Origin of the sequence: Allobosea sp. LjRoot9, from assembly GCF_964252745.1 — a bacterium.
In the GTDB taxonomy this organism is placed as follows: domain Bacteria; phylum Pseudomonadota; class Alphaproteobacteria; order Rhizobiales; family Beijerinckiaceae; genus Allobosea.
Genome location: NZ_CAXUPC020000001.1, coordinates 1,044,677 through 1,068,519, shown reverse-complemented (window position 1 = coordinate 1,068,519; position 23,843 = coordinate 1,044,677). Strand labels below are relative to the sequence as shown.

The 23,843-nt window shown below is 66.0% G+C and carries 21 protein-coding genes; 11 read left to right on the top strand and 10 right to left on the bottom strand.

Annotated features, from left to right (window positions below; translation table 11 throughout):
- Window positions 1-185: 185 nt before the first annotated feature.
- Both ACSQ3P_RS05090 and mdoH read left to right on the top strand, forming a co-directional pair.
- Window positions 186-1,745, top strand: a complete 1,560-nt coding sequence (locus ACSQ3P_RS05090) for a glucan biosynthesis protein (protein ID WP_083269880.1) — start codon at window positions 186-188, stop codon at window positions 1,743-1,745.
- Entirely contained in the window at window positions 1,733-3,919 is a 2,187-nt protein-coding gene (gene mdoH / locus ACSQ3P_RS05085; protein WP_436164508.1) for a glucans biosynthesis glucosyltransferase MdoH, read from the top strand. The genes ACSQ3P_RS05090 and mdoH overlap by 13 nt, the downstream gene beginning before the upstream one ends.
- A 17-nt stretch (window positions 3,920-3,936) precedes the next feature.
- Here the strand turns inward: mdoH and ACSQ3P_RS05080 are convergent, their stop codons facing one another.
- The 5 genes from ACSQ3P_RS05080 to ACSQ3P_RS05060 form a co-directional block, all read right to left on the bottom strand.
- A complete protein-coding gene (locus ACSQ3P_RS05080) occupies window positions 3,937-4,326 on the bottom strand; it encodes a DUF350 domain-containing protein (protein ID WP_436164507.1) in 390 nt (129 codons plus the stop codon).
- A 51-nt stretch (window positions 4,327-4,377) separates the two neighbouring features.
- Window positions 4,378-5,253 carry a VOC family protein gene (locus ACSQ3P_RS05075; RefSeq protein ID WP_436164506.1) on the bottom strand — a complete coding sequence of 292 codons (876 nt, stop codon included), beginning with the start codon at window positions 5,251-5,253 and terminating at the stop codon, window positions 4,378-4,380.
- 97 nt (window positions 5,254-5,350) lie between these two features.
- Window positions 5,351-6,520 carry a glutathionylspermidine synthase family protein gene (locus ACSQ3P_RS05070; protein WP_436164505.1) on the bottom strand — a complete coding sequence of 390 codons (1,170 nt, stop codon included), beginning with the start codon at window positions 6,518-6,520 and terminating at the stop codon, window positions 5,351-5,353.
- A 1-nt stretch (window position 6,521) separates the two neighbouring features.
- Entirely contained in the window at window positions 6,522-7,127 is a 606-nt protein-coding gene (locus ACSQ3P_RS05065) for a DUF1190 domain-containing protein (RefSeq protein WP_436164504.1), read from the bottom strand.
- Between the two features lie 12 nt (window positions 7,128-7,139).
- Complete coding sequence (locus ACSQ3P_RS05060; protein WP_103716874.1) at window positions 7,140-7,541, bottom strand: DUF350 domain-containing protein; 402 nt, start codon at window positions 7,539-7,541, stop codon at window positions 7,140-7,142.
- A gap of 150 nt (window positions 7,542-7,691) precedes the next feature.
- On the opposite strand from ACSQ3P_RS05060, the gene ACSQ3P_RS05055 reads away from it, so the two are divergent.
- Entirely contained in the window at window positions 7,692-8,069 is a 378-nt protein-coding gene (locus ACSQ3P_RS05055) for a GFA family protein (protein WP_436164503.1), read from the top strand.
- A 223-nt stretch (window positions 8,070-8,292) separates the two neighbouring features.
- Here the strand turns inward: ACSQ3P_RS05055 and ACSQ3P_RS05050 are convergent, their stop codons facing one another.
- From ACSQ3P_RS05050 to tpiA, 3 genes are all read right to left on the bottom strand, one after another.
- A complete protein-coding gene (locus ACSQ3P_RS05050) occupies window positions 8,293-9,921 on the bottom strand; it encodes a CTP synthase (protein WP_310149077.1) in 1,629 nt (542 codons plus the stop codon).
- Between the two features lie 244 nt (window positions 9,922-10,165).
- On the bottom strand, window positions 10,166-10,564 hold the full coding sequence (gene secG / locus ACSQ3P_RS05045) for a preprotein translocase subunit SecG (protein ID WP_069691648.1): 399 nt from the start codon (window positions 10,562-10,564) through the stop codon (window positions 10,166-10,168).
- Window positions 10,565-10,709: 145 nt separating this feature from the next.
- Entirely contained in the window at window positions 10,710-11,471 is a 762-nt protein-coding gene (gene tpiA, locus ACSQ3P_RS05040) for a triose-phosphate isomerase (protein ID WP_436164502.1), read from the bottom strand.
- Between the two features lie 209 nt (window positions 11,472-11,680).
- On the opposite strand from tpiA, the gene ACSQ3P_RS05035 reads away from it, so the two are divergent.
- Window positions 11,681-13,594, top strand: a complete 1,914-nt coding sequence (locus ACSQ3P_RS05035; RefSeq protein ID WP_436164501.1) for a SurA N-terminal domain-containing protein — start codon at window positions 11,681-11,683, stop codon at window positions 13,592-13,594.
- Window positions 13,595-13,596: 2 nt separating this feature from the next.
- Window positions 13,597-15,120, top strand: a complete 1,524-nt coding sequence (gene trpE / locus ACSQ3P_RS05030; protein ID WP_436164500.1) for an anthranilate synthase component I — start codon at window positions 13,597-13,599, stop codon at window positions 15,118-15,120.
- A 6-nt stretch (window positions 15,121-15,126) separates the two neighbouring features.
- On the opposite strand, the gene ACSQ3P_RS05025 is transcribed toward trpE, so the two are convergent.
- Window positions 15,127-16,293, bottom strand: a complete 1,167-nt coding sequence (locus ACSQ3P_RS05025) for a patatin-like phospholipase family protein (RefSeq protein ID WP_436164499.1) — start codon at window positions 16,291-16,293, stop codon at window positions 15,127-15,129.
- Between the two features lie 176 nt (window positions 16,294-16,469).
- On the opposite strand from ACSQ3P_RS05025, the gene ACSQ3P_RS05020 reads away from it, so the two are divergent.
- The 6 genes from ACSQ3P_RS05020 to lexA all read left to right on the top strand — a co-directional run bounded on the left by ACSQ3P_RS05020 (window position 16,470) and on the right by lexA (window position 21,427).
- Entirely contained in the window at window positions 16,470-17,087 is a 618-nt protein-coding gene (locus ACSQ3P_RS05020) for an anthranilate synthase component II (protein ID WP_436165163.1), read from the top strand.
- Window positions 17,088-17,102: 15 nt separating this feature from the next.
- Window positions 17,103-18,116 (top strand): anthranilate phosphoribosyltransferase, encoded by a 1,014-nt coding sequence (trpD, locus tag ACSQ3P_RS05015; RefSeq protein ID WP_436164498.1) that lies wholly within the window; start codon window positions 17,103-17,105, stop codon window positions 18,114-18,116.
- A gap of 7 nt (window positions 18,117-18,123) precedes the next feature.
- Entirely contained in the window at window positions 18,124-18,936 is an 813-nt protein-coding gene (gene trpC / locus ACSQ3P_RS05010; RefSeq protein ID WP_436164497.1) for an indole-3-glycerol phosphate synthase TrpC, read from the top strand.
- Window positions 18,933-19,418 (top strand): cyclic pyranopterin monophosphate synthase MoaC, encoded by a 486-nt coding sequence (gene moaC / locus ACSQ3P_RS05005; protein ID WP_436164496.1) that lies wholly within the window; start codon window positions 18,933-18,935, stop codon window positions 19,416-19,418. Before trpC ends, moaC begins: the two co-directional genes overlap by 4 nt.
- On the top strand, window positions 19,415-20,626 hold the full coding sequence (locus tag ACSQ3P_RS05000; RefSeq protein ID WP_436164495.1) for a molybdopterin molybdotransferase MoeA: 1,212 nt from the start codon (window positions 19,415-19,417) through the stop codon (window positions 20,624-20,626). The genes moaC and ACSQ3P_RS05000 overlap by 4 nt, the downstream gene beginning before the upstream one ends.
- 81 nt (window positions 20,627-20,707) lie before the next feature.
- Window positions 20,708-21,427, top strand: coding sequence for a transcriptional repressor LexA (lexA, locus tag ACSQ3P_RS04995; RefSeq protein ID WP_436164494.1), 720 nt, complete (start codon window positions 20,708-20,710; stop codon window positions 21,425-21,427).
- On the opposite strand, the gene ACSQ3P_RS04990 is transcribed toward lexA, so the two are convergent.
- Window positions 21,421-23,664: a ComEC/Rec2 family competence protein gene (locus ACSQ3P_RS04990; RefSeq protein ID WP_436164493.1), complete on the bottom strand. Its 2,244-nt coding sequence runs from the start codon at window positions 23,662-23,664 to the stop codon at window positions 21,421-21,423. The genes lexA and ACSQ3P_RS04990 overlap by 7 nt on opposite strands.
- Between the last annotated feature and the right edge of the window lie 179 nt (window positions 23,665-23,843).

Sequence of the window (23,843 nt, the reverse complement as noted above, 5' to 3'; positions counted from 1 at the left end):
GCTTCCGAGAGCTGCCGTTGCGGCGCAACCGGTCGGCAGGCGGCGGCATCGTATACGGCGACGTAAGAAACAGTCTCTAGGAACGCGACCATCTGCATTTTCCGGACGCAAACGCTTTTCACGTTGCCAGAAAATGCTCTAGAAGCGCGAGAGGGCGAGGGCGTCGCCCGTCTATGTTGGATATCATGTCGAAATCCTTGAATCGTCGGCAGTTTCTGGAAGGCGCGGCGATCGGCCTGGCCTCCGCTCCGCTGATCGGCGCGACGCCGGCGGCTGCGCAAAGCAACTGGGCGGCGCTGGTTCAGTCCGTGATCGCCGAGGGCCAGAAATTCGACCCGGCCTTGGTCGTCGAGACCGCGCGGCAACTGGCGCGTCGCCCATTGGTGCCTGTCGTCACGACCGATTTGCCGGACGGTTATACCGCCCTGCCCTTCGATCAGTATTCGGGAATCAGGGCGCAACCCGGCGGCCTGATCTGGGCCGGAGAGAATCGCGGCTTCACCATCGAGCCACTGCATCGCGGCTATGTCTTCTCCAGCCCGGTCAGCCTGTTCACGGTCGAGGACGAGATCGTGCGCCGCGTCGCCTTCGATCGCGGCAAGTTCGACTATGGCCGCGTCACCCCGCCGCCGGCGAATGTCGATCTGCAATTCTCCGGGATGCGGATCGCGACCGGGCTGGAACGGCCCTATGAGGTTGCAATATTCCAGGGCGCAACCTTCTTTCGTTCGCTAGCTCGCGGGCAGAATTATGGTTCGACGGCGCGGGCGCTGATCCTGCGACCGGGCGAGACGCGCGGTGAAGAGATTCCGTTCTTCCGCGCCTTCTGGATCGAGCGGCCGAGCCCCGCTTCCGGCTCGCTCGTCATCCACGCATTGCTCGATTCGGAAAGCCTCACCGGCGCGGTGCGGATGACATTGCGGCCCGGCGACGTCACGCTGATCGATGTCGAGATGACGCTGTTCGCGCGGCAAGCGCTCGACCATGTCGGGCTGGGTTGCACGATGGGCACCTTCCTCTCGGGTCCGCAGAGCCGGCGCACCTTCGACGATCTGCGCCCCTCGGTTCACGAGGTGTCCGGGGTGCAGATGCTGACAGGCAATGGCGAATGGATCTACCGCCCCGTGAACAATCCCGCGACCTTGCAGGTTTCGTCCTTCATGGACTCCAACCCGCGCGGTTTCGGCCTGGTCGAGCGCGAGCGCGACCCCGCTGCCTTCCAGGATGACGACCAGCGTTTCGAACTGAGGCCGAGCGTCTGGGTCGAGCCGCTCGGCGAATGGGGCGCGGGTTCGGTGCAGCTCATCGAGATCCCCAGCGATTCCGATGTGAACAAGAACGTCATCCTCTATTGGCGGCCGCGCCAGGTGCTGGCACCGGGCAGCGAGACGACACTGGCCTATCGGCAGGCCTGGTGCTGGCAGCCGCCGGAGCGGCCGGCGCTGGCGGTCTCGGGGCGCGTGCGGCAAGGACGCGGCTCCCAAGCACGCCGCCGCCGCTTCATCGTCGACTTCACCGGCGACCGCCTGGCCGATGCCGCGGTCGTCGCGTCCACCCGCGCCAACATCACTGCGACGCCGGGCACGATCCAGAATGTCCGGATCTGGCCCTATCCAGAGCGCAAGCTCATGCGCGTCGGCTTCGAGGTCGATCCCGGCACGGAGAATTTGAGCGAGCTCAGGCTCGTCTTGCAGTCCGGCGGTCAGCCGGTCTCGGAAACGTGGTTGAATCGATGGACGTGGTGACCGCAGCGCGCCCGGATACGGCTGCCGGGACTGAAGCGCGACGCTATGCGGTCAGCGCCGAGCCGGCGACACCGCCCGAGAACCGGCTCCTCATGCCGGTGCAATCCTTTCGGAGCTGGAAGGCGTCCGACCGGCGCAAGCCCGCCGTGCCGAAGCTCTGGACGACGCCCTGGCTGAAACGATTATTCGTGTTCGGCGGTGGCATGGTGCTGACCGCCTACGGCGCCTGGGAAATGTACAATGTCGTGTCGGTGAGCCGCACGACCTCGCTGCAGTACGTCTTGCTCGTGCTGTTCACGGTCAATTTCTCATGGATCGCGCTCGCCTTCACCAGCGCATTGCTGGGTTTTTTCGGGCTTCTGGTCGGAAGCGGACGTACGAGCCGGGTCGAGACGCTGCAGCACCGCACCGTCGTGGTGATGCCGATCTACAATGAATCGACGGCGCGGACCTTCGCCGCGCTCGCCGCCATCAAGGAATCCGTCGAGGCGACGGGGCTTGGCGCCCATTTCGACTATTTCATCGTCTCCGACACGACCAATGCCGATGTCTGGATCGCCGAGGAACGCGCCTTCCTGGCGCTGCGCGAAAAGCTCGGCCCCGAAGCCCGCGTCTATTACCGGCATCGACCGAAGAACCACCACCGCAAGGCCGGCAATATCGCCGATTTCGTCACGCGCTGGGGTGGGTACTACGAGCATATGGTCGTGCTCGACGCCGACAGCCTGATGACCGGCACCTGCATCGTCCGGCTGGCAGCGGCAATGGAGGCCGATCCCGATTCCGGCATCATCCAGTCGCTGCCGCTGATCATCAATCGCAACACCTTCTTCGCGCGGCTCCAGCAATTCGCCGCCCGCGTCTATGGCCCTGTCATCGCGACCGGGCTCGCCATGTGGTCGGGCCGCGACGGCAACTACTGGGGCCACAACGCGATCATCCGCACGAAAGCCTTTGCCGATCATTGCGGCCTGCCTGACCTGAAGGGCAAGCCGCCCTTCGGCGGCCATGTGCTGAGCCACGATTTCGTCGAGGCGGCGCTGATGCGCCGTGCCGGCTGGTCGGTCTATATGCTGCCCGACCTGACGGGGTCCTATGAGGAAAGCCCGCCCTCGCTGATCGACATCTCGGTGCGCGACCGGCGCTGGTGCCAGGGCAATCTGCAGCATTCGCGCATCATCGGGGCGAAGGGCTTCGTCTGGTCGACGCGCCAGCATTTCGCCACCGGCATCATGGGCTATCTCGCCTCGCCCTTCTGGCTGATGCAGCTGGTCGTCGGTATTTTGATCGTGCTGCAGGTCAATTACGCGCGGCCGGAATATTTCACGCAGGAGTTCACGCTCTTCCCGGTCTGGCCGCGCTTCGACCCCGAGCGCGCCTTGAACCTGTTCGCGCTGACCATGGCGATCCTGCTCGCGCCGAAAGGCTTCGGGCTCGTCCTGACCCTGATCAACGGCAAGCTCCGGCGCGCCGGCGGCGGCGCGATCAGGCTGATCTTCTCAGCCTTGCTCGAGATCCTGTTCTCCGCCTTCTTCGCGCCGATCATGATGCTGATCCAGTCCGGCTCGGTCTTCCAGATCCTGCTCGGGCGCGACACCGGCTGGAATCCGCAGCGGCGCGACGACGGCTCGATCCCGCTGAAGGACATCATCCGCCGGCACCGGACGCACACGGTGCTCGGTGTCGTCGCCGGCATCTCGGCCTTCATGATCGCGACATCGCTGTTTGCCTGGATGTCGCCCACGATCGTCGGCCTCGTGCTGGCGATTCCCTTATCCTGGGCGTCGGGACAATTGGGGCTGGGCCTCTGGCTGAAGCGGCACAAATTACTGGTGACGCCCGAGGAAGGCGACCCGCCAGCCATCGCGCTGCGGGCGAACGCGCTGCAGGCTGAATTCGCCGAGGCGGGCTTCGACGAGGCAGACGGGCTCGTGGCGCTTCACGCCGACGCGGCTTTGCGCCACGCCCATGACATGATGCTGCCGGAGGGCCAGCCGCGTCGGCGCGGCGAGATCGAGCCCGACCGCGCCGTGGCGCAGGCCAAGCTCGTCGATGCCGAGACGATCGAGGATGCCGCGATCTGGCTGAAGCCCAAGGAGCGCATGGTCGTGCTGCACGACCGGGCGCTCGTCGGCCTGCTGGCGACCTTGCCCAAAGAGCGCGCCTCGGCCTGAAGCGGCGTCTTGCGCGATCAGAAGCTCATCGCGGCGGCGTTGATGACGCCGGCCGCCAGTGAGGCCGCTCCGAGGAAGAGCGCCGCGGCAAGTTCTCCCGAGGCGATCCGCGACGACAGGTTGGGCAGCACCAGCCGCACCAGCGTATAGACGACCAGTTGCACGATGATGGCGACGATGCCCCAGACCGCGAGATCCACGATCGTCGTGGAATGGACGATGGCGCTCGACAAGGGCAGCGCGAAGCCGATCAGGCTCAAACCCAGCGAGAGCGCGGCAGCGAGGTTGTTCTGACGGATCAGACCGAACTCGTTATGCGAGGTCGCGAGCGTGTAGATCAGCAGATACAGGCCGACGAGCGCCAGCGAGCCGGCGAAGAACAGGGCGAAATCCGGAAGTTTCGCCAAAGCGTCAGTTATCATGGATGGCCCTGTCCCGTTCGCCGGGACAGGATGGCTTCAACCCTGCTCGAAGGCAATGACGCAGCCCAGTGCCGCCGCCGCCGGCACGACGATGCGCTCCTCGCCCTGTGCGAAGGGAACGCCCGCTGCGCTCAGCCGCGCGGCGATGGCTTCGAGATCCGCCACCGTCACGCAAAATCCGAGAAAGCGCGCCGGCGTCGGGTCCGGCTCGACATGGTAGATCGCGCTCGCGGCCTCGCCGTCGAGCACGTCGATGCGACCGCGCGGCAGGTCCAGGACGTAATCCTCATTGCCCTCAAGGATCTCGGCCCCGCCGGTGAAGGCGGTGAGGAAGGCGCGGTGCTGCTCGGGCTCGTCCGTCACCAGGATCGCCGCAGACAGCCCGGTCGCACCGTTCTCATGCTGCTGGAAGGCCGGATTCCAGAAATTCTGCGGCTCATGCTGCTCGCAGACGAAGAAACCGCATTCGGGCGCGGCGGCATCGTCGGCAAAAGCGAGAGAAAAGGCGACGCGCACCTCCTCCCCGCTCGGGCGGCGCGCCTGCCGTTCGAAGAAAAACGGCTCGAAGGCGCCGATGCCGGCAGCCTTGAAGGCCAGATTGTCGGCCTTGGCGTCCTGGCTTTCCAGGACCAGCATCGACATGCCCTCGCCGCGCTCCAGGGCATCGCGCACGAAGGCTCCGAAGGAGAAGCGACCCGGCGCCGGTTCCGGAATCGATTCGGCATCGCCGATGGTGATCAGCTCCAGGAAGGAGCCTGGAAACTGGACGATCCGGTTCTGCGTGCCCCAGGGATGGCTGTTGCGTGCTCCAACCCGGAAGCCGAGCTTCTCATAGAAGGAGCCGGCTGCGTCGAGATCGCGCACGCCGATGACGAGATGGTCGAGGCCGCGAGGGGTGGTGGGAGCAGGCATGGCGATGTCTCGCAAGGCAGGAGGCTCGGACAGCTCCTTGTCTAGCAGGTCATCGGGCGCAGGTCATGGTTCGATATAGGTCATGGCGCGATGCAGGTCATGGATCGATATAGTGCGGCAGGAAGCGCGAGGTGTTCTTGGTGATCGGTGTCGCATCCTCGCGGATGCAGAGACCGCAGGCCTGCGAGGCGACCAGCCAGGAGCCGATCACCGCGTAGTTACCATCTGACTGAAACAAATTGGTCGCGGCGTCCTGCAGGATGAAGCCCTCAGCGCCATAAGGACCGTCATCGCTGTCCAGCACCTTGCCGCGTTCTAGCAAGGTGATGTTGGCGCCCTCGCGCGAATAGAGCGGCTTGCGAACCCGGCGCGACGACAGGCTTTCGCAGCGAGGATCGCCCTCGAAGAAGGCCGGCAGCAGGTTCGGATGGCCGGGTTCCATCTCCCAGAGGCAAGCAAGCAATCCCTTGTTCGAGAGCAGGGCCTTCCAGGGCGGCTCGATGAACTGGCAGCGCGAGCCCGCGAGCGCGCTGGCATAGCGTTCGCGGAAGAGCCATTCCCAGGGGTAGAGCTTGAACAAGGTCTCGATCGGCACGTTGGAGCCGTCGCAGAAGCGGCCATCGGTAAGCAGGCCGATCTCTTCGATGAAAGTGAAACGGGCGTCGAGCCCGGCCTGCTTGGCGCAATCGAGCAGATAATCGACCGTGCCCCTGTCCTCGGCGCTCTCCTGCACGCAAGCGAGATGCAAGCGATAGGGCGACGGCGCGCGCAGCCCGGCAAAGGCGGCGATCAATCGCTCATGCAATGAATTGAACTGGTCGCAGCCGGCGGGCAAGCTGCCGTTTGCCATGGCCTGCTCAAGCCAGTCCCATTGCACGACACTCGATTCGAACAGGGCCGTCGGCGTGTCGGCATTATATTCGAGCAGCTTGGCCGGCCCCCGTCCGTCATAGGCCAGGTCGAGCCGGCCATAGAGATTGCGCTCGCCGCGCTGCCAGCTCTCGCGGATGAAGGCCCATTGCGCTTCGGGAATAGCGAGCCGGGTCAGGACCGCGTCATCGTCGATCGCCTTCTCGATGAAGGCGAAGCAGAGTTGCTCGATCGCCTCGGTCGGCGCCTCGATATCACGCTCGATCTCTTCCAGCGTGAAGGCATAGGCCGCGCGCTCATCCCAATAGGTCGCGCCATCGATGGTGTGGAAGGCAAAGCCAAGGCGCTCGACCTGGGCCTGCCAATCGGCGCGTGCTTCGAAGACGACGCGGCGCATCTCAGGACGAGGATGAAGAACTGAAGGAATGCGAGGTCGAGCCGAAGCCGCCGCGCGAGGCGACGCTGGTCGTGCTGACACCGCTGGTGGAGCCACCGCTGCGCGCGACGAGCGCTTGTCCCGACGTCGTTGAATAGGCGCGCGAACTGCTGCCCCGTCCGCTGGAGCCGCCGCTGCCGCTCGATGAGGAGCGCGCCTGCTGGCATTCCTGCGCCTGGGAGCCCGACGGGCAAGCATCGCGCGTCGGCGGTAGCAGCGGCTGCGCCGCGCCGCCGCCCTGGGTCAGGCTGCGCGCCAGCATGATGCCGGCAAGGGCGGGAACGACGACCTGCGCTCCGTTCCAGGTTGCGCTCTGGCAGGAACCGGCGCCGTATTCGGTCTCGCAAGCGCTGGTGTTGCTGAATTTCCTGGCGTCGCGCAAATGATTGGCCGTGGCCTCGTTGAAGCGCTGCTCGCATTGGCTGGCGCTCAATTGCCCGCCGGCGCGGCACTCGGCCAGGGTGTTGTAGATCAGGCTGTCGTCATCATCGCTGCCTGAGAGCGACCAGACGGTCGCGACCAGCACCACCCCCGCCGCCGCCAGTCCGATCTGGGTCGAGCGCTTCATTGCGCCGCCCTCTCAGACGGTCATGCTGGCGGCCGCCAGCGTGCCGGAAATCACGGCGATGACGGCCAGCATCGCCGCCGAGGGAATACGATCCTCCTCGATCTTGCGCGAAAGCTCGGGAATGATGAGGCGGGCAAGGCCATAGACCGCGAACTGGATGAGCATCGCGGCGATGGCCCAGAGCACGCAGTCGGGAATGCTGCTCGCCTGCGCGATCGCCTTCTCGAGCGGAATCGAAAACCCCGTCAGATTGCCGCCGAACGCGATCGCCGCCGAGAGGTTCCCGGCGCGGATCAGCGCGATCTCGTCATGGGCGGTGAGTCGCAGATAGATAATGGCGAAACCCGCGATCAGCGCGGCGCCGACCACGAAATAGAGCAGAAATGCGGGAAGCCCCGCCATCGAGATCGCCATGCCGCTCGCCCCCGGGCCGCAAGATGCAGTCCGGTGACTATACGTGAGTTGTGCCGCAACGCCAGAGCACCAAAGCTCAGGCGATCTCGGAATTCGGCGGGTCGTATAGACCCCTTCCAAGCCCGGCCAGGATTGCGGTAGCTTGCCTTCATGAAGATACGCGCAGCCAGTTGTGCTTGTGGCCAGCTTCGCCTCAGTTGCGAGGGCGAGCCCGTCATCGTCTCCCTGTGCCATTGTCTCGAATGCCAGAGACGGACTGGCAGTACTTATGGGATCGCCGGCTTCTTCCCACGCTCCAAGATCAGCATCTCGGGCGTTTTCTCGGATTACTCACGGCCATCCGACAGCGGCTATGCGGTGATGCATCATTTTTGCCCCAACTGCGGCAGCACGGTCTTCTGGGAACCGACGCGAAAACCGGATGTAATCGCCGTCGCCGTCGGAGCCTTCGCGGATCCGGCATTCCCCGCCCCCACGAAGAGCGTTTATCGGGAACACCGGCATCCCTGGGTCGGCGCTCCCGAGTGAGGCGGCGGCTAGATGCATCGGCCCGAAAAGTGGGAATCGGTTTTCGGAACAAGCCGATGCAAGATCAAAACACTACAGCATCAGACCGAATACGATATTCGGTCTGATGCTGTAGTGCGTTTTCGAGCGAAGTGGATACCGGTTCGCGTGAAGAAAACGCGTTGAAACAAAGCGCAAGAGCAATTGAACGATCCAAATGGATCGGAAATCGCTCCAGCCCGGTTCAAACCAAGCGGCTTTGCACCACGGCGGCCTCGACGAAGCTTGCGAAGAGCGGGTGCGGCTCGAAGGGCCGCGACTTCAGCTCCGGGTGATACTGCACGCCGATGAACCAGGGATGGTCGGGATATTCGACCGTTTCCGGCAGGAGCCCATCGGGCGAGACGCCGCTGAACTTCATCCCTTGCGCCTCAAGCCGCTCGCGATAGCTCATATTGACCTCGTAGCGATGGCGATGACGCTCGGAAATCTCGGTCCCGCCATAGATCTTGGCGATCTTGGTGTCGGGATCGAGGATCGAGGCATAGGCGCCAAGCCGCATGGTGCCGCCGAGATTGCCATCGGCCGCGCGCTGCTCGAGTTCATTGCCGCGCATCCATTCCGTCATCAGACCGACAACGGGCTCCTCCGTCGGTCCGAACTCGCTGGAATTCGCCTTCTCGATATGGGCGAGCGAGCGGGCCGCTTCGATCACGGCCATCTGCATGCCGAAGCAGATGCCGAAATACGGCACCTTGTGCTGCCTGGCGAAGGTCGCAGCCTTGATCTTGCCCTCCGCGCCGCGGTGACCGAAGCCGCCGGGCACGAGGATACCGTGAACATGCTCAAGGAAGGGGGTCGGGTCTTCCTTCTCGAAGACCTCCGATTCGATCCAGTCGAGATTCACCTTCACCCGGTTGGCGATGCCGCCATGCGTCAGGGCCTCGATGAGCGACTTATAGGCGTCCTTCATGCCGGTATATTTGCCGACGATGGCGATGGTGACCTCGCCCTCGGGGTTCTTCACCCGCTCGGAGATACGTCGCCAGTTCGAGATGTCGGGTTCAGCGCTGGCATCCATGCCGAAGGCGGCCAGCACTTCGTTGTCGAGCCCCTCCGCATGGTAGGACAGCGGCACGTCATAGATCGATGCGACGTCCCTCGCCTCGATCACGGCGGTCTCGCGGACATTGCAGAACAAAGCGAGCTTGCGACGCTCCTCGCGCGGAATCTCGCGATCGGTGCGGCAGAGCAGGATGTCAGGCTGGATGCCGATCGAGCGCAATTCGGCGACCGAATGCTGTGTCGGCTTGGTCTTCAGCTCGCCTGCGGTCGGGATATAGGGCAGCAGCGTCAGATGGATGAAGATGCACTGGCCGCGCGGCAATTGCTGGCTGGTCTGGCGGATCGCTTCCAGGAAGGGCAGGCTCTCGATGTCGCCCACCGTGCCGCCGACTTCCATCAGGACGAAATCATAGCCCTCATTGCCGGTGAGGATGAACTCCTTGATCGCATTGGTGACATGCGGAACGACCTGGATGGTCGCGCCGAGATAGTCGCCACGGCGCTCCTTGGTCAGGATGTCCATGTAGATGCGGCCGGTGGTGATGTTGTCACCCCGGTTGCAGGGCCGGCCGGTGAAGCGCTCGTAATGGCCGAGATCGAGATCCGTCTCGGCTCCGTCATCGGTGACGAAGACCTCGCCATGCTGATAGGGGCTCATCGTGCCCGGATCGACATTGAGGTAGGGATCGAGCTTGCGCAGGCGGACCGTGTGGCCGCGCGCTTGAAGGAGAGCCGCGAGAGCCGCCGACGCCAGGCCTTTGCCAAGCGAGGACACCACGCCGCCGGTGATAAAAACATACCGCGTCATGGGAGGTCACCTTTAACGCCAAGGTTTCGATTCGCGAAGCGGAGCCGCGCAGGGCCGTTGTGCTTCACACGCTTGTCCACAGCCTGACGAGTCCGGTGACCCTCCAGGCTGCTTCTATCCGTCGGGGCTGATCCATCGAGGCCACTATAGCAGCGCCCCCGGATCAGGCTCGGCGGGAGCGGCCGGTTTCCCGGCGATTTCCCGTCAAAAGAGAAGGGCCGGTTTCCCGGCCCCTGCCCTGTCGTCATTGCTGCGGCGCCGCGGGGGGCGTCGGCGGCTGCGAGCCGCCGCTCGGCCCTTGCAATTGCCGCAGTTGGTCGAGCACGCCGCCGGCATTGGGGGCGCTCGGGCCGGTCGGGTTGACGGGCGCGCTCGTCGTGGGCGCGCCGTCGATGATCGAACGCTGCACACGGCCGCGATTCGCCATCACCGCGAGCACGATCGAGGTCAGGAAGAAGGCGCCGGCCAGAATCGCCGTGGCGCGGGTCAGCGCGTTGGCCTGGCCGCGGCCGGTCATGAAGCCGCCCGCACCGCCGCCGCCTGAGCCCATGCCGAGCCCGCCGCCTTCGGAGCGCTGCAGGAGGACGACGCCGACGAGTGCGACCACGATGATCAAATGGATGACGATGAGAACGTTCTGCATGGTCTCACGAAAATGGGTATGGAGCGGGCCGCTGCAAGAGCGCCCCGCCCCGTCTGCCCGTATCGGGCTTGTAGAGGTCGCGGCGCACATAGCACGCGTCTACGAAGCGCACCACCCGGCAAATCACGCTTGGCGACGCCCGGACTTAAGCGCAGGCCCGCGCGATCGCCAGGAAGTCCTCGGCCTTGAGGCTCGCGCCGCCAACCAGCGCACCGTCGACATGGGCGACATTCATCAATTCCGCCGCGTTGGAGGGCTTCACCGAGCCGCCGTAAAGCAGGCGAACGCCGGCAGCCGCCCCCTTGCCGAGAAGCCGGCCGAGGTCCGTGCGGATCGCCTCATGCATTTCAGCGACATCGGCAGCTGTCGGAGTCAGGCCGGTGCCGATCGCCCAGACCGGTTCATAGGCGATCACGAGAGTAGCCGCCGTCGAATCCTCCGGAACCGAGCCGCGTAGCTGCTTCTTGACGATCGCCAGCGCCTTGCCGGCCTCGCGCTCATCCTTGGTCTCTCCGACGCAGATGATCGGTACCAGCAGGGCGTCCCGCGCGGCTTGCGCCTTCGCCTTGACGATGGCGTTGGTCTCGCCATGAAGCGTGCGCCGCTCGGAATGGCCGACGATAGCGAAGCTCGCGCCGGAATCGGCGAGCATCGCGGCCGAGACCTCGCCCGTGAAGGCGCCGCCGGGATTGAGGCTGCAATCCTGCCCGCCGGTCGCGATGCGCGATCCGATCAATGCGGCGGTGGCGGTATAAAGCAGGGTCGCGGGCGGGCAGACCGCAAGATCGACGACCGCCTTGAGCGCGGCGTCATAGCCCTTGGCGACCTCGACCGCGATGGCGAGATCGGCCTTCAGCCCGTTCATCTTCCAGTTGCCGGCCACCAGCGGCCTGATGTTGCGCGTCACGTTTTGCCTCCGAATATGTTGCGCCGGCTCTAGCAATGCCCGGCCGATGCCGCAATCGTCCGGCACCACCGCAGTGCCGATCGACGCAGGAATGGCCGATCGACGCAGGAATGATTGCGAGTTGCGCAAGCGGTTCCTATAAGCGGCACCGACAAAAACCGGCGGCGCGCCCGCTTGCGCCGCATCCGGACAGGAAAGACTTAAATTCAATGATGATGCAGGGCATCCGCAAGGCGGGTCAGAGTTTCCTCGGGAAGCTCATCATCAGCATAACATTCGGCTTCCTGATCCTGTCCTTTGCGATCTGGGGCATCGGCGACATCTTCCGCGGCTATGGCCGCAATGAAGTCGCTCGCGTCGGCAAGGTCGAGATCGGCCTCGAACAGATGCGCACGACCTATCAGAACGAGATCCAGACGCTGACCCGCCAGCAGCGCCGCCAGATCACGCCTGATATGGCGCGCGCGATCGGCCTCGATCGGCAGGTGCTGTCGCGGCTGGTGACGGAAGCGGTGCTCGACCAGACGGCGCAGGGCATGCGGCTCGCCGTATCCGACGAGACGATTCGCAACCTGATTTTTGACGATCCGACCTTCCGTGACGCATCGGGCGCTTTCTCGCCGGCGCGTTTCAACGAATTGCTGCGTAACAACGGCTATACTGAGCAGGTCTATGTCCGCGAGCAGCGCGCCACGATCCTGCGCCAACAGCTCGCCGAGATGGTCGTGGGCGCAGTCGCCGCGCCCGTGGCCCTGCAGGAGATCGGCCACCGCCTGCGCAACGAGAAGCGCAGCGTCACCTTCGCCCGCGTGCCGGTGAGCGCTGCCGGTGAGATCGCCGCGCCGACCGAGGCGCAGCTCAAGACCTTCTTCGACGAGCGCAAGGCCGCTTTCCGCGCACCCGAATACCGCACCGCCAGCATGCTCTCGATCTCGGCCGAGACGGTCGCCGATCCGGCCTCGGTCAGCGAGGACGACGCCAAGGCGCGCTACGAGCAGGTCAAGGGCCAGCGCTTCAGCTCGCCCGAGACGCGCGCGATCCAGCAGATCGCCTTCCCGACGCCGGAAGAGGCACAGGCCGCCAAGGCCCGCATCGACGGTGGCGAGACCTACGAGGCAGTGGCGACCCAGCGCAACGTCGCCGAGAAGGATCTCTCGCTCGGCACCTTCGCCAAGAGCCAGGTCTTCGATCCGGCCGTACGCGATGCCGCCTTCGCCCTGGCGCAAGGTGCGGTCAGCGCTCCGGTGACGAGCGCCTTCGGCCCTGTCCTGCTGCGCGTGACCGCAATCACGCCCGAGCGCGTACGCCCCTATGAGGAGGTCGCGGCCGAGCTGCGCAGCGAGATCGCGACCAGCCGCGCCACGAGCCTGATTACTGACCTGCACGACAAGATCGAGGATCAGCGCGCTGCCGCCAAGCCGCTGGCCGAGATCGCGAGCGAGCTGAAGCTGCCCCTGCGCACGCTCGGCCCCGTCGATGCGGGCCTGCGCAAGTCCGACGGCTCGACCGAGACGGCTGTGCCCGGCGGCGACGCGACCGTGCAGGCGATTTTCCGCTCGGATATCGGCGTCGACAACGAGGCGATCCGGCTGCCGCGCGACACAGGCTATGTCTGGTTCGACCTGACCAAGATCGATCCCGGCCGCGCGCAGGGCTTCGACGAGGTCAAGGCGCAGGTCGAGGCGCAATGGCGCGCCGACGACGTCGCGAGCAAGCTCTCGACCAAGACGCGCGAACTCGTCGCACAGCTCGACAAGGGCGAGGCCTTTGACGCAGCCGCTTCGGTCGCCGGGCTCACGATCGAAAAGGCCGCCGATCTCGGCCGGCAAGAGCAACGCCCCGAATTGCCGGCCAACGTTGTCAGCCTGATCTTCGGCACCGCTGTCGGCAAGAGCGGCGCGGCGTCCCTCGCCGATGGCGGGCGCGTGCTGTTCAAGGTCGATAGCGCGACTGTGCCACCCTATGCCCGCACGACGCAGGAAGCGGAGAATTTCGCCCGTCTGCTCGCTTCGAGCATCAGCGAAGACGTCCTGTCGCAATATGTCGGCAAGCGGCAGTCGGAGCTCGGCGTCAGCGTCAACGAGGCTGCATTCCGCAACGCCACCGGCGGCGCGCAGAATTGACCATGCAAGCCCCTTTCGAACGCTTTGCGCAAAGCTACGAGGCCGGCACGGCGCAACTGCTGAGACAGGTGCTGGTCGGCGATTGCGAGACGCCGGTCGCCGCCTTCCTGAAGCTGCGGCACGCGACGACGGGCCCGGCCTTCCTCCTCGAATCGGTCGAAGGCGGAGCCGTGCGCGGGCGCTACTCGATGATCGGGCTCGAGCCGGACCTGATCTGGCGCTGCCATCACGGCGAGGCCGCCTTGTGCCGACCTGCGCTCGGCGACAGCTTCCTCACCGATCCGCGCCCAGCTTTCGAGAGCCTGCGCTCATTGCTGGACGAGAGCGCGATCCCCGACGGCGAAGCGGCGGAAGGCGAGAAACTGCCGCCGATGGCTGCCGGCGTGTTCGGCTATCTCGGATACGACATGGTGCGCCTGATGGAGCGCCTGCCTGAGCCGAAGGAGACCGGCACCGGCGTTCCCGACGCCACCCTGATCCGCCCGACGCTGATGGTCGTGTTCGATTCGGTGCGCGACGAGATCCATGTCGTGACCCCGGTACGGGCTCAGCCCGGCATCGCGGCCCGCGTAGCCTATGAGCAGGCGCAGGAGCGGCTGGACGCCGTGGTGATGGCGCTCGAAGGGCCGTTGCCGGCCGATGCCGCCATCGACATCGCCAATTTGCCGGAGCCGGCGATTGTCTCGAACACCAGCGAGGCGGATTTCCACGCCATGGTCGCCACCGCGCAGGATTATATTCGCGCCGGTGACATCTTCCAGGTCGTGCTGTCGCAGCGCTTCGAGGCGCCCTTCCAGCTGCCGCCCTTCGCGCTCTACCGGGCGCTGCGGCGGGTCAATCCGGCGCCGTTCCTGTGCTATCTCGACTTCGCCGACTTCCAGATCGTCTGCTCCAGCCCTGAAATCCTGGTCCGCCTGCGCGACGATACCGTCACCATCCGGCCGATCGCCGGGACGCGGCGTCGCGGCGCGACGGTGGCTGAGGACGACGCGCTCGCCGAGGAATTGCTGGCCGACCCAAAGGAACGTGCCGAGCATCTGATGCTGCTCGATCTCGGCCGCAACGATGTCGGCCGGGTCGCGCAGATCGGCTCGGTGAAGGTGACCGATTCCTTCTTCATCGAGCGCTACAGCCAGGTCATGCACATCGTCTCGAATGTCGAGGGGACGATCGACCCGCAGCACGACGCGCTGGCCGCCTTGTCCGCCGGCTTTCCCGCCGGCACGGTCTCGGGCGCGCCGAAGGTCCGGGCGATGGAGATCATCGACGAATTGGAACGCGATGCGCGCGGCGCCTATGGCGGCTGCATCGGCTATTTCGGCGCCAATGGTGAGATGGACACCTGCATCGTGCTGCGCACGGCGGTGGTCAAGGACGAGCGCATGCATGTCCAGGCCGGCGCCGGCATCGTCTACGATTCCAACCCGGAATCCGAGCAAGCCGAGTGCGTGAACAAGGCCAAAGCCCTGTTCAAGGCCGCGGAAGAAGCGATCCGCTTCGCCTCGCGGGCCGGGCGCGGGCAGTAGCTCGCTTCAACGCATGGCCAGCGTCGGCGAGGCCGGCGCCTCGTTCAGCCAGGCATGGCCGGCGCGGCCCTGCTCGTAGCCGAGCTTGAACAGCTCCTGCATGTAAAGCGCGTCGAACTCCGAGCGCGGCTTGCCCGCAAAGTCGTCCGGCACCGCCGTGAAGACGAAGCGCGCCTTCAGCCGCCGCGCCAGTTCCGAGATCGCAGCGATGTTGGAGAGCGCCTGGTACTTCACCAGGGTCGCGATCGAGCGCGTCGCCAAGCCTGCGACCGTCTGGATGCTCGCCTTGTATTCCGGCTTCAGCTTGCCGTTGCGAATGACGAAGAGCGCCAATCTGCGCTCATGCCCGAGATTGCGCCCCGCCGCGCCGTTCAGATCGAGCCCCGGCGGAGCGAAGAAGATCTGCGAGGCGACGCCGCCGTCGACATGGAGCTCGTCATAAAGCCGACCATTGCTGGAGACGCTGAGCCGCACCGGCGGGAACACGGCTGGGATCGCGGCCGAAGCCAGCAGGATGTCGACGAAGAGCCGGCGGCGGCTCGCCTGGCCGCTGGCCGCAATCGCGCCCATATCCCAGATCACCGGACGCTGGGCGTCGAGATTGGTGGTCTGCACCAGCAGGCGGCGGCCCTTGCGATGCTCGACCGCGATGGCGTCGAGCAGATCGTCGCTGGCATAGCGCTCGATCAGGCGACGCAGCGGCGCGGTGTCGTAGAGCGATTCGCCGACGAGGCCGATCACGCCCTTGTCGTTGAAGAGGTCCTTGTCGCCATAGCGGGTGTAGATCTCCTCGAGTTCGGCATCATGCGCAGGGCCGAGGAAGGCAAAAGGCGCGGCGAGCGAACCGGTGCTGACGCCGGTGACGACCTCGAATTGCGGGCGATCGCCGCGCGCGCTCCAGCCCTTGAGAAAACCCGCGCCATAGGCGCCGTCGGCGCTGCCGCCAGAGATCGCCAGGAAGGACGCCGATCTCTGGCAAGGCTCGCAGCCCGACCTCGCGATCTGGCGGTACTGAATGTCGAGATAGGTCTTCGTCTGCGCGTCGACCGCGTCGGCCCAGAAGCGGATCGCGCCGTAGCCGGTGAGTTCGGCCGTTGCGAGCCCTTCATAGGGCAAGGCCTGAGGCCGCTCGCCGGTGTTGCAGCCGGCCAGCAACAGCGCGGCCGTCACCATGCCAATATATCGGCCGATATATCGATTGAACGCCACGCACCGCCCTCGAGCACTCACCAGAAGCGCATCATGCTCGGCGATACCCTTGCCGCGCAATGGCGTTCGACCGCGCTGCAACTTGACCGCCCTGCCCTCGACCGTGCATGACCTTGCGCCTTAACTTGAGCCTTGAACCGATGCGCATCCTGCTGATCGACAACTACGACAGCTTCACTTGGAACCTTGTCCACCTGATCGGCGGGCTGGGGGCTGACGTCGTCGTGCGCCGCAACGATGCGGTCACGGTCACCGAGGCGTTGTCCGACGATTACGACGCGATCGTGCTGTCGCCCGGTCCCTGCACGCCCAACGAGGCCGGCATCTGCCTTGACCTCGTGCGCGAGGGCGCTGGAACCAGGCCGATCTTCGGCGTCTGCCTGGGTTTGCAGGCGATCGGCCAGGTCTTCGGCGGCGAAGTCGTGCGGGCGCCCCTGCCGATGCACGGCAAGATCTCGGCGATCCGGCATCAGTCGCGCGGCATGTTCCGTGGCATCAACGGGCCGATCCAGGCGACGCGCTACCATTCGCTCGTCGTCTCCCGCCAAACCTGCCCCGCAGCACTCGATATCGAGGCGGAGAGCGATGACGGGTTGATCATGGCGCTGTCGCATCGCGAATTTCCCGTGCAGGGCGTGCAGTTCCACCCCGAGAGCATCGCCTCCGAGCATGGCGCGACGATCCTGCGCAATTTCCTCGAGAGCTCCGAGCGATGGTCGCAGCAGCACCGCTCCGCCGCCCTGCCCCAGACCGCCTGATTTCGCAGAGTTCACATGGACGACTTCAAACCCTTCATCGCCAAGGTCGCGACCGGAGCTACGCTTTCGCGCGACGAGGCCAAAGACGCCTTCGACACCATCCTCTCGGGCGAGGTCACCAACGCCCAGGCCGCCGCCTTTCTGATGGCGTTGCGCGTGCGCGGCGAGACCACAGAGGAGATCACCGGGGCTGTCGCCGCCATGCGCGGCAAGATGGTCAAGGTCCAGGCTCCGGTTGATGCCATCGACATCGTCGGCACCGGTGGCGATTCGTCGGGCTCCTACAATGTCTCGACGCTGGCTGCGATCATCACGGCCGCCTGTGGTGTGCCTGTCGCCAAGCACGGCAACCGCGCCGCCTCCTCGCGCTCGGGCGCTGCCGACGTGCTGATGGCGCTCGGCGTCAGGGTCGGGCTCGACGCGGCGGCGACGGAGCGCTGCATCAAGGAGGCCGGCCTCGGTTTCATGTTCGCGCCGACGCACCACGCCTCGATGCGCCATGTTGCGCCGGTGCGCACCGAACTCGGCACCCGCACGATCTTCAACCTGCTCGGCCCCCTGTCGAATCCGGCCGGCGTGACCAGGCAGCTCGTCGGCGCCTTTTCCGAGACCTGGCTGGAGCCGATGGTGAAGGTTCTGGCCTCGCTCGGCTCGCAGCGGATCTGGGCCGTGCACGGCTCCGACGGTCTGGACGAGATCACCACGACCGGACCGACGCGGGTCGTCTCGCTCGAAGGCGGCAAGATCGAGAGCTTTACGATCAACCCGGGCGATGTCGGGCTTGCGCTGGCGAAACCTGCGGATCTGCGCGGCGGCGAGCCGGAACAGAATGCGGCCGCGCTGCGCGCCGTGCTCGATGGGCAGAAGACCGCCTTTCGCGATATCGCGGCCTTCAATGCAGCGGCTGCGCTCGTCGTTGCCGGCAAGGCGGGCGATCTGCGCGACGGGCTGGCCCAGGCTTTCGCCGCGCTCGACAGCGGTCGCGCCAAGGCCCGGCTCGATGCTTTGATCGTCAGCTCGAACGCGTGAGGCGGCGATGACCGATATTCTCGCGAAGATCGAGGCCTATAAGCGCCAGGAGATCGCTGCCGCCAAGGCCGCGATCCCGCAAGCCGAGATCGAGCGACTGGCACTGGCCGCCTCGCCGGTACGCGGCTTTGCCGCTGCGCTCGCGGCGAAGCATGCCACGGGCCAGTCGGCATTGATCGCGGAGATCAAGAAGGCGAGCCCGTCAAAGGGGCTGATCCGGGAGGATTTCGATCCACCCTCCCTCGCGAAGGCTTATGCGGCAGGCGGAGCCGCCTGCCTCTCGGTGCTGACCGACGCACCGTCGTTCCAGGGTCGGCCCGAATTCCTGACGCAAGCGCGCGAGGCCTCCGGCCTGCCGGCGCTGCGCAAGGACTTCCTCTACGACGCCTATCAGGTGTTCGAGGCGCGGGCCTGGGGTGCCGATTGCATCCTGATCATCATGGCCGGCGTCGACGACGCCACGGCGCGCGAGCTCAACGCCACGGCGCAGGGCCTCGGCATGGACGTTCTCGTCGAGGTTCATGACGAGGCCGAGCTCAATCGTGCGCTAGAGATCGACAGCCGCCTGCTCGGCATCAACAACCGCGATCTGCGTAGCTTCCATGTCGATCTCGCCGTCACCGAACGCCTGGCGCCGCGCATTCCCGATGACCGGATCATCGTCGGTGAAAGCGGTGTCTTCAGCCCCGCCGATATCGCCAGGCTGCGGCGCGTCGGTGTCGAAACCTTCCTGGTCGGCGAGAGCCTGATGCGCCAGGCGGATGTGGCACAGGCGACGCGCGCTCTGCTTGCAGGTCCAGGCAAGGAGGCCGCGGCGTGACCGGCCTCAGCCACCTCGATGCGCAGGGCCAGGCGCATATGGTGGATGTCGGCGACAAAGCCGAGACGACGCGTATCGCCATCGCCGAGGGCAATGTGGTGATGCAGGCAGCCACGCTCGACATCGTGCGGCGCGGCGATGCGAAGAAGGGCGACGTGCTCGGCACCGCAAGGCTTGCCGGCATCATGGCGGCCAAGCGCACGCATGAACTGATTCCGCTTTGCCACCCGCTGCTGATCAGCAAGATCGCCGTCGATCTCACGATCGACGAAGCATTGCCCGGCGTTCGCGTGCGCGTCGAGGTGAAGATGAAGGGCCAGACCGGCGTCGAGATGGAAGCGCTCACCGCCGTCAGCGTCGCCTGTCTCACGGTCTACGACATGGTCAAGGCGGTCGATCGCGCGATGCATATCGAGGGCATCCGGCTGGTGCATAAATCCGGCGGGAAATCTGGCGTCTACGAGGCGGAGCAGCCGGCATGAGCCTGACCCCGGTCAAGGTCGCGCTGCAGGCGCTGCTCGACAGCGTTCCTGGGCCGACATCCGTCGAGATCGTTCCGCTGGCCTCCTGCGCCGGGCGCGTGCTGGGCGCCGACATCGTCGCGCTCAGGACACAGCCGCCTTTCGCCAATTCGGCCATGGACGGCTACGCAGCCCGCGCCGCGGATCTTGCGCCGGCAAATGAACTGCGCGTCATCGGCGAATCGGCGGCCGGGCGCGCCTTTGCAGGAACGGTCGGCCCCGGCGAGGCGATTCGCATCTTCACCGGCGCGCCTATGCCCGATGGTGCCGATACGATCCTGATCCAGGAGAATGCCGATGGCGTCGGCGGCACGGTCATCCGCGTCCGCGAAGGCGCCCAGCCGGGGCGTTTCGTCCGCCCGGCCGGCCTCGATTTCCGGGAAGGCGATGTCCTCCTCCCGGCGGGACGCCGGCTCGACAGTGCCGCGCTCGGCCTCGCGGCTGCAGCCGGACACCCTACCCTGCCGGTTCGGCGCAAGCCCCTGGTCGCGATCCTGGCGACCGGGGACGAACTCGTCCTGCCGGGCGAAACAGTCGGCCCCGACCAGATCGTCGCTTCGAACAGCTATTCCCTGGCGGCGATCGTCGAGGAGATCGGCGGAACAGCCTTCGATCTCGGCATTGCACGCGATAATCATCCCGATCTCGCCGCCAAGATCGAGCGGGCGCGAGCCGCCGGCGCTGACGTGCTGATCACGCTCGGCGGCGCCTCGGTCGGAGCGCATGACCTCGTACAGGAGGCCTTGAAGCGCCAGGGCATGGAGCTCGGCTTCTGGAAGATCGCGATGCGGCCGGGCAAGCCGATGATGATGGGGCGGCTTGGAGCCATGGTCGCCGTCGGCCTACCCGGCAACCCGGTCTCGTCGATCGTCTGCGGGCATCTGTTCGTGGCGCCGCTGATCGAGGCGCTGCTCGGCATGCCCGATCCCGCGCGCGACCGCAGCGAACCGGCGATCCTCGGAATTGATATGCCGGCTAATGATGAGCGTGAAGATTATCTGCGCGCCGATCTTCAGCACATCGAGGCCGGCTGGCTCGCCAGCCCCTTCGCCAAGCAGGATTCCTCGATGCTGGGCAATCTGGCGCGCGCTCGGGCGCTGGTCATTCGCCCGGCCCATGCAGAGCCGGCAAAAGAAGGCGCACCCTGCCGGATCATCCGCCTCCGCTAGGTTAGCTTGCGGAACACAACACGAACGTGTATGATGTTCGTGATTTGTTTCGAATTCGCGCCGCGGGCGCTGGCGGGGACCATGCTGACACGCAAACAATTCGAATTGCTCCGCTTCATCCAGGAACGCCTGCGTGAAAGCGGCGTGCCGCCCTCCTTCGACGAAATGAAGGACGCGCTCGATCTCCGCTCGAAATCCGGCATTCATCGCCTGATCATGGCGTTGGAGGAGCGAGGCTTCATTCGCCGGCTGCCCAATCGCGCCCGCGCATTGGAGGTGATCAAGCTTCCCGATGGCGTCGGCATGCCACAAGGCGCGCGCCCGCGTTTCAGCCCCTCCATCGTGCAAGGTGGCCTCGGCCAGGGCGGCGGCCTCGGCAAGGCGCGCCCGGCCCCTGGTCCCGAAGAGGAGGCGCGTGCCACGATCGCAATCCCGGTGATGGGGCGGATCGCCGCCGGCACGCCGATCTCGGCGATCCAGAGCCGCAGCCACAGTGTGGCGCTGCCGGCGGACATGCTCGGCGCCGGCGAGCATTTCGCGCTTGAGGTGCGCGGCGATTCGATGGTCGAGGCCGGCATTCTCGACGGCGACACCGTCGTCATCCGCCGGCAGGACACCGCCAATACCGGCGACATCATCGTGGCGCTGATCGATGACGAAGAGGCGACGCTGAAGCGCCTGCGCAAACGCGGCTCGTCAATCGCGCTTGAAGCCGCAAACCCGGCTTATGAAACCCGTGTGCTCGGCCCCGATCGGGTCAAGATCCAGGGTCGGTTGGTCAATCTGATGCGGCGCTACTGAAGCCGGTCGGGCTCGGCTGCCACATCGCCCGTATCGCTCCTCTCCGGCTGCCGCGCAGGAGGCTGCTGCGCGGGCCTTGTGCTTGTCGCCGCGCGCTTGCGTATCCAGGGGCGATCGGCATCCTGCCGTTCTGCCTGGACGATACGCCAGCCGCCTGCAGTGCCGATGAGGGAGGTCGCGCCGTCGCGGTTCAGGGCCGTCCGGTCGACCAGCTTCGCTGCGCAGGGAGCCGACCAGGGTATCGGCGTGACGACGAGGTCGGCGCGCAGGCAATCCTCGATGACGGCGAGCCGGTCTTTCGCATAGGCGATCCGGCGACCATTGCGAGCGGTAACGACACAGCCTTGCGTATCGCAAGCCGCATTCTTGCGCAGGCTCGCATCCGTGGGCTGCCGCCCATCGCCATCGGCGACGAGCCATTGTTGCAGCACGAAGCTGCTTGGCCGGCCGGCCAGAATGAAACGGTCGTCGGCTCCGCGCACGACGAGGCCGGAACCGTCGCGTTCGACCACGATATCCGGCCGGTCCGGCTTGGCCGCGACCGTGACGCCCATCACCAGCGGCAGGATGGCGAGCAGCCGAAGCTTCGTGCTCCACAGCGTCAGCCAGAGCAGTGTCATCGCAAGGCAGACCAGCGCGGCCTCGCCGAAGGCGGGAATGATCAGCGTCGAGTGGTCGATCGCCGCGACCCAGTGGGCCAGCCGCAGCACCACCTCGGAGGCGGCGCCCATCAGCCACCAGGCCGGCCAATCGAGGCCGAAGGGGTAGGCCAGCACTCCGAACACCGCAGCCGGCATGACGAACAGCGAGACGAAGGGCAAGGCGAGCGCATTGCCGAGCAGCCCGAACGGATTGAAGGTCTGGAAATGATAGGCGCCGAACGGGGCCGTCGCCGCCGTCGCCAGCAGGGTTGTGATGACGGTGCCGCTGGCGGCGATCCAGAGTGGGCGCAGCGGCCAGGGCCATGGCGATGGCGGCGCGGTCTGATTGCGTTCCTCCCAGCGCTCGGCAAAGGCGATCAGCGCCGCTACCGCCCCGAATGACATCTGGAAGCTCGGCCCGAGCAGCGCCTCGGGCTCGCGCAGCAAGACGATGATCGCTGCCAAGGCAAGGTTGCGCATGCTCAGCGCCGGGCGGTCGATCAGGATTGCGCCGAGCATCACCAGCGTCATGATCAATGACCTGACGGTTGCGACATCGGAGCCGGAGAAGACGCAATAGGCGGTTGCTCCGATCATGGCGGCAACGGCGGCGATCTTCTTGATCGGCCAGTGCAAGGCCAGCGTCTGCGAGAGCGCCAGCAGCGCCCGCACAAGCCAGAGGATCGTGCCGGCGGCGAGCACCATGTGCAGGCCCGAAATCGAGACGATGTGGTAGATGCCAGCCGCGCGCAGATCGGCATTGGTCGTTTCCGTGATCAGGCCGCGCTTGCCGGTCACCAGTGCCGCCGCCATCGCGCCGGCCTGCCCGCCCCCGACGCTGGCGATGCGGGCGGTCAGGGCGTTGCGGGCGCGGTCGATCAGCACGGCTCTCGCGAGTTCGGGCGGAGGCGGGCCTGGCGCCGGTGTCAGCATGATCTTGCCGGGGATGTTGCCGACCGCGCCGATGCCGCGAAAGAACGCGTCGCGGCCGAAATCATAGCCGCCCGGTCGCGCCGGACCAGGCGGCGGCAGAAGGCGTGCATTGGCCGTGATATGGTCTCCCGGCGCGACTGTCTCCGCCTTGATATTGACGCGGACGCGTTTGGGCCGTCGCTCCGCTTCGACGCCGGCTATCCCGGTGACCAGCACGACGAGGCGAGCGCCTGCATCGCGCGCCTCGACTGATTCGACATAGCCGGTGAGCTGGCCGCTGCGCGGGCGATCCAGGATCGGCGCCATGATCGTCGCGGTGCGCAAGGTCGCCGCCGAGAAGCCGACGAAGACCGCAACCAGCCCAAGACAAACCGGCAAGGCGAGCTGCTGCCGGCGCAGAGCTATGGCGAGGCCGCTTGCAAGCGCGACACCGGCAAGCGGCGCCCATAGCGCGGGCTCCCGGTCGCCGGCGAAGTAGAGCAGGATGCCGATGCCCATCATGACCGGGAACCAGAGGAAGAGCCGCCGGCGCTCCGCCTCGGCGGCGAAGGCCTGTCGCGCCTGCCCGGGCCAATCCCGCCATGCCAGGCCGATACCGCTGCCGAGCCAGGAGACGGGCAGGCGCGACGGCAGGACGCCGGCCAGCGCGCCGCGTGATTTCACCCGCTCTGACGGTCCTGTATGCACCGCCGCCCCTTCCCCCTGCCCGCCCGCGATCTTGCGCTTAACGCGGGCGGCCGAGCCATGTTACAGGGGCCACGCCGGCTGTCATGCCATGACCGGTGGATTGTCCTGTTTTTGCCTTCCCTTCCTGTTTTGCCTTTGGGCTGCCGATTCACGAG